This is a genomic window from Puniceibacterium sediminis (genome assembly GCF_900188035.1).
Lineage (GTDB): Bacteria > Pseudomonadota > Alphaproteobacteria > Rhodobacterales > Rhodobacteraceae > Puniceibacterium > Puniceibacterium sediminis.
Genome location: NZ_FZNN01000020.1, coordinates 26181 through 39796 on the forward strand (window position 1 = coordinate 26181; position 13616 = coordinate 39796).

At 59.5% G+C, this 13616-nt stretch carries 8 protein-coding genes and 1 pseudogene; 5 read left to right on the forward strand and 4 right to left on the reverse strand.

Annotated elements, in window-relative coordinates:
- Positions 1-189: 189 nt before the first annotated feature.
- Positions 190-600, reverse strand: a pseudogene (locus CHB75_RS22520) (hypothetical protein); the annotation flags it as partial.
- 98 nt (positions 601-698) lie between these two features.
- Between CHB75_RS22520 and CHB75_RS17710 the strand changes: the two are divergent.
- The 5 genes from CHB75_RS17710 (at position 699) to ptsP (ending at position 7233) form a co-directional block, all read left to right on the forward strand.
- Positions 699-1523 carry a class II glutamine amidotransferase gene (locus CHB75_RS17710; protein WP_089272947.1) on the forward strand — a complete coding sequence of 275 codons (825 nt, stop codon included), beginning with the start codon at positions 699-701 and terminating at the stop codon, positions 1521-1523.
- A gap of 619 nt (positions 1524-2142) precedes the next feature.
- Positions 2143-2988: an MIP/aquaporin family protein gene (locus CHB75_RS17715; protein WP_089272949.1), complete on the forward strand. Its 846-nt coding sequence runs from the start codon at positions 2143-2145 to the stop codon at positions 2986-2988.
- Positions 2985-4052: a dihydroxyacetone kinase subunit DhaK gene (gene dhaK, locus CHB75_RS17720; RefSeq protein ID WP_089272951.1), complete on the forward strand. Its 1068-nt coding sequence runs from the start codon at positions 2985-2987 to the stop codon at positions 4050-4052. The genes CHB75_RS17715 and dhaK overlap by 4 nt, the downstream gene beginning before the upstream one ends.
- Positions 4053-4054: 2 nt before the next feature.
- Positions 4055-4714 carry a dihydroxyacetone kinase subunit DhaL gene (gene dhaL / locus CHB75_RS17725; protein ID WP_217898805.1) on the forward strand — a complete coding sequence of 220 codons (660 nt, stop codon included), beginning with the start codon at positions 4055-4057 and terminating at the stop codon, positions 4712-4714.
- A complete protein-coding gene (gene ptsP, locus CHB75_RS17730; RefSeq protein ID WP_089272953.1) occupies positions 4711-7233 on the forward strand; it encodes a phosphoenolpyruvate--protein phosphotransferase in 2523 nt (840 codons plus the stop codon). Before dhaL ends, ptsP begins: the two co-directional genes overlap by 4 nt.
- Before the next feature lie 62 nt (positions 7234-7295).
- Here ptsP and CHB75_RS17735 read toward each other — a convergent pair whose 3' ends face one another.
- The 3 genes from CHB75_RS17735 to CHB75_RS17745 form a co-directional block, all read right to left on the reverse strand.
- A complete protein-coding gene (locus tag CHB75_RS17735; RefSeq protein ID WP_089272955.1) occupies positions 7296-8006 on the reverse strand; it encodes an IS6 family transposase in 711 nt (236 codons plus the stop codon).
- A gap of 159 nt (positions 8007-8165) precedes the next feature.
- Positions 8166-10475, reverse strand: a complete 2310-nt coding sequence (locus CHB75_RS17740) for a Yip1 family protein (protein WP_089272957.1) — start codon at positions 10473-10475, stop codon at positions 8166-8168.
- Between the two features lie 49 nt (positions 10476-10524).
- Positions 10525-13614 (reverse strand): hypothetical protein, encoded by a 3090-nt coding sequence (locus CHB75_RS17745; RefSeq protein WP_141135139.1) that lies wholly within the window; start codon positions 13612-13614, stop codon positions 10525-10527.
- Positions 13615-13616: the final 2 nt, after the last annotated feature.

The following is a 13616-nucleotide window of genomic DNA, read 5'->3' on the forward strand; positions in this document are numbered from 1 at the left end:
GCGTGTCGGGGGCGTAGCGTGGTCGCCCAGAATACGGCGGGCGAACTGTCCGAACCAAAGCTTGTCATTCACCCGCCGCGCCAGTCTGGGTGACGGGCCACAGACATGGATACAGCACCTGGCTGCCTCGCCCAGAGATTGGGCCAGCCGCCAGCTGTGGCCGGTTGTCAGGTAGGGTTTCAATGTCAGCCCACCCGAACTTCGTGCCCTTTCGGCGAGCCTTTCAAGCATCTTGGCGGAAGTGCGAATCTGTTGCGTTACCGGCCGGGCATCATCCCCGCGTCCATGCAGATATGTAACGTCTTTCTGGCCCAGATTACTTGCAAGATAATCTTCAAAATCGCGCACTTGTCGGCGGACGAATACGCTATCGCCAGATTTCGCCAGCAAAGCCATGCGATAGTCGAGTCGCGTTTCCTTTGCCGAAGCAAGCAGTGCAATCTCGGCCTGATCCCCGATGATCAAAGATGGCCCGTCACCGATCCCTTGCGCAACGTATGGCCCAAAATCCAGCGAAGAGAGCAAGGCTGGTTCACCATCAAGCAGCTCTGCGACATGCCTTTGGTCCGCGTGATCCGTGGAGGAAGCAACAACACTCATTCGCCCCTTTTAGGCGGGATATCTCGTCGGCTTTTGATTTCGATCATGCTGACCACGTGAAAACCCGTACTCTGGGAAGAAAACAGGAGAAACGATCCATGTGCCGTCTCTATGCGATGCACGCCAACGAACCCACGAAAGTGGAATGCAGTCTCGTGAAATCCCAGAACGCTCTGATGGAACAAAGCAAAGGTGACATGCAGGGATATGCCCATGGTCACGGTTGGGGAGTTGCCGACTATCAGGACGGAAATGCGATGGTTGAAAAACAGGTCTGGGCTGCCTTCCATGGCGAGCATTTCAGCCGAAAGGCAGCACGGGTCTATGCGCGGACTGTTGTGGCCCATGTGCGGCGCGCCACGGTAGGCGGGACCAGCATAGAAAACACACATCCATTCCATCACGGCCGCTGGATTTTTGCTCATAACGGCACAGTCCCGAATTTCGATCAGGTCCGTGAAAAGATGCTGGATCATATCGATCCACTGCACCGGTCCGAAATCAAGGGAACCACGGATAGCGAACACATTTTCCGCTATCTTCTGGGTCTCTTTCTGCAGCATCCCGAACGCGGTTTGTTTGAGACAGTAAAGCTGGGGCTTGAACAGGTCATCACGTGGTCTGCCGAAGTGGACCCTGATGCGCGTGTCGGGCTGAATGTCATCCTGACAAACGGCGATCATATGATCGGATCATGCCTGAACAGATCGCTATTCTATCTGGTGCGCGATCACACTTACAGCTGTCCGATCTGTGGTCAGCCACATGTCCATCATGATCCCAAGCGCTCCTATCTCGCGACCGAAATCGCATCTGAACCGATCACGCATGGCGAAGACTGGTATCAGGTTCCAAATGGCACCGTATTTCGGGTTGCCGAAGATTATCGCCTTGATATCGCACCGTTGCACCTTCCAAAGTAAACCAGTCATTGGCTGGCATGCATTCAGCATTAATCACCGACCGCAGTTGAGATGCAAAGCCGGGGCGCTTTTGCGCAAGCTGGTCCAGCGTCGCCAACAGCCAGACAGGATGATCCAAAGTCAGTACCGTCCGGCATGGCTATAGCGAGAGCGGGCCATGGCGGACCACCGATTTTTCGTGTTTGGCCCGAATCCGCCCGGCAATCACCCACGTGGCAATCTGGTGCGTATTTTCTCGATGGGCGGGAACCGGGTCTTCGCTGAAACTGCAATATGGACGCGCCAGTAGTTGGCTGACCGACAAACCGCGCAATTCCCGTTTTCGAAAACTTATCTGATCCGCGCCATATAATTGGGCCCTCCTCAGGTCCCTTTCGGGAATTGGAACATCTGCATCCATCATTCCCGCCCGAACGCTGGCAGGCCTGAATGAATGGGACAACCAGAGGCATCTTGGTTGATTTCAGTCAATCGCCCTCTGCGGGCATCAGGTACGTTTGGTGCGTCGGTGTAGCTCCAGATGTGACTTATATCTGGTGCCGCTTCGCCGCGCAGTGGATCGGATTGCGGGCGATTTTGCTCGAATTTCGGTTTCCGCATTTTCTGGGAGGAACATACGGTGAAGAAAAATATATTCCATGAAATGGTCGCCGAAGGTATCGGGACCTTTATTCTTGTGCTTTTCGGCGTTGGCTCTGTTGCGGTATCGGTTTGGACAGGCGGGCTGAGCCTTTGGCCCGTGTCCTTGATGTTCGCGCTTGGTGTGACGCTTGGTGTTTATGCCTCGGGCAAGATTTCAGGCGGCCATATCAATCCGGCGGTCACGCTGACTATGGCCGTTTTCACCGGGTTCCCCTGGGCCAAGGTGGGGCCCTATATCTTAGCGCAATTCGTCGGTGCGATGCTTGCGTCTGCGGCCATCTACTTTTTCTACTCTGGCATCCTTGCGCAATATGAACTCGGCGCCGGACTTGTGCGTGGCACGGCTGGCAGCCAGCTGAGTGCGATGGGCTTTGGCACCTATGCGCCGAACCCGGCCTTTATTGGCACAACCCCCGAAGCCTTTGCGCAGGTTCCCTTGTCAAAGTGGTTCCTCTCCGAAGCCTTCACCACGGCGATCCTTGTATTCGGCGTGTTGTTCCTGACCGACCAGCACAACACATCCGCCCCATCGGCCAACCTCGCACCCTTCTTTATCGGCCTTCTGGTTGCGGCTCTTGTCGCCTATGAGGCCCCGATTTCCATGACCGCCATGAACCCGGCGCGTGATCTTGGACCGCGCATCATGTCGTATTTCTTTGGTTGGGGCGAAATGGCCTTGCCTGGTCCGCGCGGCGGATGGTGGATACCGTCAATTGCCTCGATTGCGGGTGGTCTCGTTGCCGGTGCCTTCTATCGCGGGTTCTATCGCGATGTCTTCAAAACCTACGATACTGAAACGCCCGAATGGGAGAAAAAGTCATGAAAAAACTGATCAACAATGCCGAAGACGTCACCCTTGAACAACTCAAAGGCTTCGGGCTTGCCTATGACAGTATCGACGTGCACCTTGATCCGAACTTTGTTTGCGTGGCTGGCGGGGTGAAAGATCGCGTGGCCCTTGTGTCCGGTGGGGGGTCAGGTCACGAGCCGCTTCATGGCGGGTATGTCGGTATGGGGATGCTGGACGCCGCTTGTCCGGGACAGGTGTTCACCTCCCCTACTCCGGACCAGATGGTCGCTGCCTGCAAGGCCGTGAATGGCGGCAAAGGCGTGCTACAGATCGTCAAGAACTACACTGGCGATGTGCTGAATTTTCAGATGGCCGCGGACATTCTGCGCGACGAGGGGATCGAGGTGCGCAATGTCATTATCGACGATGATGTCGCGCTCAAGGACTCGCTTTATACCGCTGGGCGCCGGGGTCTTGGCACGACTGTGGTCGCCGAAAAGGTCTGCGGGGCTGCCGCGCTGGAAGGCTACGACCTCGATCAACTTGCTGCGCTCTGCAAAAAGGTGAACACCTTTGGCAAAAGCATGGGCATGGCTTTGACCTCCTGCACGACACCGCAAAACGGCACACCCAGCTTTGAATTGGCCGAAGATGAGATGGAAATCGGCATCGGCATTCATGGCGAACCCGGCACCACCCGCAGCAAGATCAAAAGCGCCGATGAAGTGACCGAAATCCTGGCCAACCGCATTCTCGAAGACGAGGCCTATACCCGCAATCTGAGCGAATGGGATGCAGAGAAAGGTGATTGGGTCGATGTCGAAGTCAAAGATATCGTGTTCCAAAGCGGCGATGAGGTGATTGCCATCGTCAACGGCATGGGCGGCACGCCGCTCTCTGAACTCTACACGGTCTATGCCAAACTGGCCGAAGTGGCCGGGCGGCATGGGGTGAAAATCCTGCGCAATCTGGTGGGCAATTACATTACCTCGCTCGAAATGGCGGGGGTATCCATCACGCTTGTGAAAACAGACGATGAAATCCTGCGGCTTTATGATGCCCCGGTGAAAACCCCTGCATTGCGTTGGGGGGCCTGATCATGGCGGACGCATTGGCTGGACCCAAAACCGTAACCGGCCCAATGATCCGTGCATGGATTGAGACATCAGCAGAGGTGTTCGCGGCTAACCGCGGGCACCTCTCCGATCTCGACTCGCCAATCGGTGATGCGGACCATGGCAATAATATGAATCGTGGCTTTAACGCGGTTTTGGAAAAGCTGCCCGAGGGCGACGACATCGGCGCACTGCTAAAATCCGTGGCGATGACACTGATCGCGAAGGTTGGCGGGGCGGCGGGCCCACTCTACGGGACCTTGTTCCTTGAGGGCAGTAAGCCGTTGATGGGCAAAACCGAATTGAGTCAGGCAGATCTGGCGCAGTTTTTCGAAGACGCCATCGCCGGTGTCAAGAAACGTGGGCGCTCTGACGTGGGGATGAAGACCATGCTTGATGCGCTTGTCCCCGCGTCAGAGGCATTTCAGGCTGAAACGGCGCAGGGCGGCGAGATTCTGGCCGCGCTCAGGGCTGCCGCAAACGCCGCCGAGTCCGGTATGAAGGCCACCATCCCGATGCAGGCCCAACGCGGCCGCGCAAGCTATCTCGGGGAACGCAGCATTGGTCACCAGGATCCCGGGGCAACCTCAAGCTATCTGATTGTTCAGGCGCTTTCTGACGCGGTTGAAAAGGCATCAGAATGATCGGGATTGTCATCGTTTCGCACAGCCGCAAGCTGTCGGATGGCCTCAAGGATGTTGCAGATGCCATGACACAGGTGCCCATTCCCATCGCCTCTGCCGGTGGCGTGGATGACCCGGATCATCCCTTGGGCACAGATGGAATTCGTGTGTTGGACGCGATCCGTGATGTCATGTCGGATGACGGGGTTCTGGTCTTTGCCGATATCGGCTCGGCCAAGCTGAATGCTGAAATGGCCATGGACCTGCTAGAGCCCGAAGAACAGACCAAAGTGCAGTTTTGCGACGCCCCCCTTGTCGAAGGTGTGCTGGCCGCTGCTGTTCAGATTGCGGCTGGGAGCAGCCTTGAAGACGCCATGCGCGAAGCCCGCCAAGCGGTTCCGGCTCCCACCGAAGCTGTCAAACAACAGCAGGACACTGCACAAACGGGCGGAGTTTCGCGCGAATTCACCATCCGAAATCCGCTGGGCCTGCATGCACGGCCTGCTGCTTCTCTGGTAAGTGCAATGAATGCGTTTTCGGGTGACATCCGGCTTCGTAATGTCACCAAGGGCAAGACATCTGTAAATGCCAAAAGCATCAACGGTGTCATGCTGTCGGAAGTCGCAAGGAACGATAGGATCCTGATGGTGGCAGATCCAGCCGAGGCCGAGGCGGTTTTCGCAGCGATTGACCAGTTGATCCAAGAGAACTTTGGCGAAGACGGCATCGCCCCTGTGAAACCCGAACCGATCCGCAAGCCCGTGCCCCAGCCCAGGCCGCCCCGCGACGTCAGCGCAGGCACGCTCACCGGCCTGTCCATTGCGCGCGGATTTGCGCTTGGCCCGATCCGTCATGTCCGCAGTGCTCTGCCCGAGGTCGAACCGGTTTCGATCTCTGACCCCGACGCCGAAATCGAACGGTTCAAAATGGCCCTATCGGCGGCAGAGACCGAGATTAACGGCGCGCTTTCGGCAGCAGGCGAGCGCATCAGCGCCTATGACCGCAAGATTTTCGATGCCCATATCAGCTATCTGCACGACCCTGACATCATCGAAACGGTGCTAGGACGGATTTCCAAGCAGCACATTTGCGCCGAGGCGATCTGGCGTCAGGTCGTCTGGGATTTGTCACGAACCTATGCTGCGCTCCAGGACCCCCTTCTTCAGGCGCGCGCAGGGGATGTGATCGATGTCGGGCTACGTGTCCTGCGCCTTTTGATGGGGCAAGGTGACGCCACGGATCACGCGGCAGAGCCTTCGATTTTGGCCTATGAGGAACTGCGCCCTTCGGATGTTCTGACCCTGAACCAGGAAACCGTTCTGGGAATTTGTGCCGCGACCGGTGGCACCACATCGCACGCCGCGATTCTGGCCAGCGCCCTGAACATACCTGTCGTTTTTGCCCTGGGGGATGCCTTGGCGGCAGTGGCCGACGGCCAGCAGGTCTTGCTCGACGGGGCGGCGGCGAAAATCACCATCGCGCCGGATGCCAGCGCCATCGAAACCATGCAGAACGAACGCAAGATCTGGCAAGACCACGTGGCACGGGCCGAAGCTGTCCGGGACCTTCCCGCCGAGACGCTGGACGGGCACAAGGTGCGCGTCGCCGCGAATATGGCCTCCGTCGATGAACTGGGCGTGATCATGCGCAGCGGCGCGCAGGAGGTCGGGCTGTTGCGGACTGAATTCCTCTACATGCGCCGCGACACAGCACCAGGTGAAGACGAACAATATGACATCTACCGCAGCATCGTCGCCGGGCTGAAAGGCAAGCCGCTGACCGTGCGCACCGCAGATATCGGCGGGGACAAGCCGGTTTCCTATCTCGATCGCCCGGCCGAGGCCAATCCCAATCTGGGCTGGCGTGGTCTGCGCTATAGCCTTGCCGTGCCGGAACTTTTTGAAACCCAGCTCGCCGCAATACTACGCGCCAGCGCCCATGGCCCGGTGCGGATCATGTTCCCGCTTGTCAGCACCGTGGACGAGGTGAAAGCCGCAAAGCAACGGGTGCAGTCAGTGATGGATCAGCTTCGCACGCGGGCGCTGCCCTTTGATGAGGGGCTCGAAATCGGGATCATGATCGAAGTGCCCGCCGCCGCGGAAATGGCCGACCTCATCGCACCCGAGGTCGATTTTTTCAGCATTGGAACGAACGATCTTACGCAATATGTCATGGCCGCAGATCGCGCCAATCCCAAGCTGAAGGACCTGTTTGACCCGTTCAATCCGGCGGTCCTGCGTATGATCGCCAAGTCCATCAAGGCGGCCCATGATGCGGATATCTGGATCGGGATGTGCGGAGCAATGGCCGGCAGCCCGATTGCCGCGCCAATCCTGTTAGGGCTGGGACTGGATGAATTCAGCATGACGCCAGCCGATATCGCGGAATTCAAACTCACTCTTCGGGGTTTGTCGCTGTCAGAGTGTCGAAATCTGTCGGCACGCGTCCTGGGCTTGGATACAGCCAGATCCGTTCGGGAACAGGCATCCCTTTTTCTTGGCAGGCATAAAGCTATGGCCAAAACCGCTGCCACGCCATGAAATGCTGAAACTGCATCGCCAAGTTGTTGCCTCAAGCTTTTACGGTTGGAGTGATCGGCGGATCACGCCGCCATTTCGGCGGTGTAATCTGCCCAGAGGCTGAAAGCATCGGCCCGGGCGTGGCGGTATGATGTTGCGGTGAGTCTATAACGGCGGGGACGGAAGATCAGGTTGATCGGGTCGTGTGCGGTCAGGAATCTCTGTGCTTGCCGGTGAGACTTGAACCGGCCGAATACCTTCTCCCGCTTGCGGGTCGGCCGGTGCGATCCTTCAATGGCGTTATTCAATCCCTTGTGGGCGCGGTGGTTAGCGTCCGGTGCCAGCGTTTTGATCGGCTTGATGTAGCTGCGTAATTTATCCGTGATCACGACCCTCGGCGCGCCGAACCGAGTGATCAGCCCTTTGAAAAACCGCTTTGCTGCCTTTCCGCTTCTCCGCGTATGCACAAGTATATCGAGAACCTCGCCATTCGCGTCAATTGCGCGCCACAGCCAATGCTTCTTGCCGCGGATCGGGATCACAACCTCATCCAGGTGCCATTTGTCGTTGGGACGAGGACGATCGCGCCGGAAGAAATTCGCAAAATGCCGACCAAATCGATTGACCCATAACCGGACGGCTTCCCGGCTGACAATCACGCCCCGCTCAGCCAGAAGGTCCTCGACGTCAGCCGTGCTCAGCGCGAAACGATGATAAGCCCACACCGCGTAAGCGATGATCTCACGTGGAAAACGGAAGCCCTTCAGGCGCGGCAGACTGGTTGGTATTTTCATGGAGTACGTCATAGCCCGATTAGGCCAGCCAGACAATTTGGCAATGCCTTCGAAAGACTTTTCCATTCAAAACCAATGCTTTAATAATATTCGCATAATTTGGTTTATGTTAAATATGCATGTCAGCCGACAATGATACCGGCCCCGGCATGCATGGACTTACTTTCTGCGCTTCATCCCGAATGGATGCTGGCCCCGGCGTGGGGGAAGCGGGCGGCCCTTGTCGAGGTGGATTGTCGGCGCGTTTGGCCGAGGCGTGGGTTCTGCCGACGTGCCGCCGGAGCCCTTGGAAAAGGTGTCACGAATGCTGTTCAGGACGCCCGAACTCGCGGGTTTCGGCTTCGGCGCGGGGTCGGGCCGCGGTTTGGGCGAAAAAGAACCGGGCCTGAGGCCGGCAAGATTATCCGCGCCGTCTTCGCTGGCCGGATCAGGAAAAGGGTATTCAGCCAATGATTTCAGAAAGTTGCGCCCCTGGCCGTTGATGCGGGTGGATTGGCCGGCGCGGTTCTCTCGTATTATCGCCATGTTGTTGTCGATCAGGTCATCCACCAGTGTTACGACCATTCGCCGGTGATCTTCGTCCACGATCTTTGTCTGGAAATCCGGCAGCAGATCGGAGTTGCCTCGTTTGTCGCGGGGGCCGACCTTGTCTAACAACGTCCTGGCGGCCTTGGCATGGGCTACGGTGAAGCTGTCGAGCGCCGGGGGCGCAGGTGGGGTTGCGCGATTGATCAGCAGTTTTGCGGAGAACACGCCGAACTCGACGGTGATCACGAAGGCCAAAACGACCGCATACGCGTTCACGCCCTGTCCGGTGAACAGCGCCTTGACCCGTTCGACCGTCCGGATGAAGGGCGGGGGAACCTGAGTCAGCCCGGCGGAGAACTGCTTAAACTTCACCTCTTCGGTGTCGAGCTCTATCAGCAGGTCCGGGTTGTCCCGTATCAGGGTGCGCGCGCCGGCGAAGCAGGGCGCGATGTGATCGTCGCCCAGCTGCGTCAGCCGGCCGGCTCGTGCCTGCAACGCCTGTTGCGATCCGGCGTCGTTGGTCTTGGTGGTGTCGATGATCGGCGCCCTCTCCTGCTCGATCTGCGTTTTGCCCGACGTGCATTCGTCTTGCAGGTCGATGTGCGCCGATTTCAGCGCCGCCAGGCTCGCCACCTCGAGCGAGAGCGCGCTGGCGGAGCAGGCACCGGTTTCCGCGTCGGTCAACTCGCTCAGCCATTCGCAATCATCCTCAAGCGCGGCCAGGGCATCCGGCGTGGGGGAGCGCTTGAACGCTTCAAGCTCGCTTAGCAAAACCTCGGTACTGCTGACATTCACGGTCCCCGAGGCTGCCTCGACAGCCTGCTTCGCTGAAGGAAGTTGGCGGTTCAAGGCGGCTGCGGTCTCATCCGCGCGGGCGATCCTTTCATCCTGTTCCTGCAACTCGGTTAGGAAAAGTAGCGCGACTCCGGTTTCACGGGTGCACGACCCTGCCCCCCTGGCCCGGCTCAAACTGGCACAGAGGTCTGTGGGGATGTCCGCGAATATCTCGCTGAGCGCGTTTAGCGCGGCGCGGGCGCGCTCCAATTGGCCGCGTCCGCCACACGCCCTGCCATTCGTTTGCGGCACGATCTGCCCGGCACTGAAGGGTTTCGGCGTCTCGGGCGCGCCCTGGAACACGAGCAGGCGATCTGCTTCCGAGAAGGAAATGGGCGCATCACCGGCAAAGCCGCATTCATCGCTCAGGGCGTTTTGCAGATCGGCGATCAGACGGCGGCGATCCTGCTGCTGGGGCGGGGCCTTGCCGAAATACCCTTCGAAGCTCTGTACATAGTTCGCGATAAGGGTTTTGGCGCGACCCTTTTCGGCTTCTGCGTCACTGATACCTTCGTTCAGTTTCTTCACACGGCCCTGCGCTTCTTTGAGTTTTTCGGACTGGCGCTCAGAGGATTTTTCAGAGATATCGCCGATCATCTTCGCAGCCTCGACGATCGTGGTGAACTCGTCCATGAAGGTCTTCGCCGCGTTGCCAGTCAGAATCGTTTCCTGCGCGGCGCTGGTGAAATCCTTACTGATACCCACCACTTCGTCCGGGAAGGCGGAGAGAGTGGTGATCTGTCTGTTCACTTCCTCGGCTTCGATCTCGAGCGCGCCGGAAAGCTGATTGCTCCAATAGGTGAAGGAGAAGAAACCTACCGCGACGAAAGCGATCGCGAACCCCAATATCGCGAATGTCCGACCGACGTTCGTCTTGCCGGATATCGCATCCGCCGCGAGACTCGAAAACAGCCCGAACAGGACTAGGATGAAGGCGGAGAGAACCATGATCTTGATCGGCAGAAGCCGATCGCCTTCGGAACCGGCGCTGAGGATTTCATCCACGCCGCCAAATACGCCGAGGATCGTCATGATCAGGCCGAGCCCGCCGATAGTGATGGCAGCAAGCCAAACGCCGATCGGCCTTTCGATGTTCTGAATTTCCATGACACACTCCTCTGTCAAACTAGACGGTGTTCTGATCCGATGGCTGCTCTCATGGTCTCGGTACCCAGCGGAAGGATACCGTTTCTTGCTGCATAGTGCCCAGCCGAAACGTCAGGATTATCACAACAATCGCGGGGATCGCCATAAATAGAAGGTGGCTGGTGGCGGTGGAAAGCCATGTCATCGGCTGCCCCATGACCGGCAACAGGCCGAAGGCATTACTCCATGCGAGGGTCCATTGCAGCGCCTGCAAGGTGATGAAACCCAGCGCTAGCGTGGCAAGCCCGAGGTCGGCGGCACCGGCAACGATGTCGCGCGAGCTGCGGCTGAGCAGCTTGAGTGCGGCGACTGCGCCAAGGACGGTCACGACGATCTGGGCCAGGACCAAGACCAGCCCTGCCGAGAGGCCGTGGCGCTGTAGTAGGAAGGTGGCCGCGAAATCGCTTTGCACCACCGGAATGCAATGGCTGGGGACCGGGTCGAAGATACGCGGATAATCGCAGCCTGCGGTGGCCGATTGGGGGCGCGGCCAGACCGCCGGCTGCGGATCGCAGGCCGCAACCCAGGCCAAGAGAGGCACCAGCCACTCCGTCGCATCCCGCGAGGCATCGCGGTTCAGGCTTGGGCTCAACCCGCAGGGCGCGCTGGCGATGGCCACGCGCGACCGCACCACCTGCAACGCAAGATCGGGGTGGCCGACGCCGATCTCGTCCTCGCCGGTGGCATCGAACCGTAGATCCGCCCAGCCGATCAACCGCCCGCCCAGCAGATAGCGGCTGTCGCCAATGGCCTCAATCACCGTGTCGATCTGATGTTGCGACGAATGATTCCAGGACCAGTCCGGGATTTTCGCCCCGAGGTGCACTGCCTTGTTCTGCAACATGAAGGCAATCGGCAACACGATTAGGCAAGCCGCCAGAAGCGCGGCGAGCGGGCCGGTGTCCTTGAGGTTGCGCCGTTTCCAGAACCGTTGCGACACCCCGCCCCCGTTGCGAAGGGCCTTGCCGAGAACCGGCAAGCCGCAGAGCCGGGCGCGCAGCGTTTCGCGCCAAGTGCCGCGGCGCAAGCGCGGAACGAAGCGCAGGGGCATGTCCTGCAACTGCCGGTTATCCTCAAGCCGGCTGATAACCAGGCGCAGCAGCGTCACCGACCAGACGACCGCGATGACGATCAGCGTCGTGGACGCGACTATGATCAACGGCGAATAATCGTTGCGCACAACAGGCGCCACGATCAGGACGAGAAAGAACGCCAGGACAGAGATAACGGCGCCCGCCGCCAGGCGGCCGTTGTTCTCGCCCAGCAGCCGACCTCGTGAGAACGCCTGTGTCGCCAGGATCGCCAGCGCCAGCATCGTGACGCTCTTGCCGAACTCGACAGGCTGCAACCCGCCCACGCCCTGCTGGTTCCCGATCATGACCCACAGGAAAAAGCCCACCACCGACAATCGCAGGATCATGCGCGACGGCGAGACCCATGTCATGCGGCCAGAGAAATCCTTGCCCAGGGATTGGCGGACCACCGGCATGGCGATGGAGGCCGCCAGAGCGACCGGCAGGGGCACGAGCCACAACACCAGAAGAAGATGCTTTATCGCGAACCGATCCCAGTTTGATGTCGGGGATTCAGCGCTAAGGGTAAAGATCGAGGTGGCGCCCAGAAATATGATGACGAGCATGGCTAGCCAGTAGACCGTCAACTTCCAGTCGCCGTCTGGACCGAGGATCACCAGGGCGCTGGCCAGGAGAAACGCGCCTTGCAGCGCCAGCAGAAGCAGCCGCGATGCGCTCAGCCCGTCGGCCAGGTCGCCGAGGGCGGCCAGCGCCGCGGTGGGTAGCAGCGGCACTAGCGTCAGGGCCAGCGTGCCCCAGAAGCAGACCTGCGCGACCGGCCGAAGCCTCGGGGAATAGCTGCCCCAGCTCTTGCGGGCGATGATCGCGAAACAGATGAGGATTGCCAGGAGCAGGCCCCAGAACAGGCGCTCCCTGTTGCGCAAATGTTCACCCTGAAGACCGAGCACGAGCCGATCCAAAGGCCCGGTCACCTCCTCCGCGCGGATGTCGAGCTTCACGTCCTCGATTTTCTTCTTCCCGGTGACGAGACAACCGGTGTCGTCCAAACCATCCACGCAGCCATCCCTGTGAAAGAACGGCACCTTCTCGTTGATGTCGGTTGTGATGAGGACGGTCGAGTGGGTTGCGGTGCGCTCCGTTGTCCGAATATCGTACTTCGTGCGCCCGGCGATAAAGCCCGTGACCTCGATCAGCCCCTTGCGGTCGGTTTCCGCGCGCACCGGCCATGCAAAGCTCCGCGCGCCCAGCTGCAAAAGGCGCCCGGGTTCTGTCACAGCGTCAGTCTGATAAAACCTGACGATCCCCGTGGCTGGGCTGCGCTGAACGTGAACCGTGGCAAAACCCGCCTTAGTGTCGTTCTGCAACACGATTTCCAGCGCGGTTGCGGACCTGGTCAGCGGCACGAACACGGCCCCCGAGCGAAGTTCGCAGGGCGTCGCAGTTTTCAGCCCCTGCGTTCCGCCGAAGAGCGCGACGGGTCTCTTGACGTTCATCCCCAGCCAGACGGGCAGTCGAAGGGTTTCGCGCATCGCGCGAGTCCCCTTGTCTTTCCAATCACGGCCCTCGGGCGCGCAAAGCCCCGGCCGTGCCCCGCCCGACCTAGCGGTGCCGTCGCGGCGGATGCGATGGACGCGCGTGACGCCCGCGGCTTTCTGGTGCACGGTGAGCGCGCCGTTTTCATGGGCGTCGATGACCATCTCCTCGTCGTCCAGGACGATCCGCACCATGTTGCCGACGGCGTGTGGCATCATCACCCGGTTGGACAGCAGCGCGCCCTTGCCGGAATCGAGGCTCAGCTGAAGGCGCCGGACCGACGTGACCCGCGCGATCGTGACAAGGCCCGTCGTGGCGTCGGCGCGCAGGGCGATATGGTTGCGCGCCGCCGAAGATGCGCCCCGCACCTGGCCCAGTTGTTCGCGGCCGAGAATGACTTCATCGCCCTTGGGCAGGATTACCTCCAGGCTCTTGAAGTGCTGGCGCTCGGGGGATTGCCTGTCGATATGCAGGATGACACCGCCGAACCAGGCAATCACGACAAAAGCTGCAACAAGGCCGATCAGAACCACGC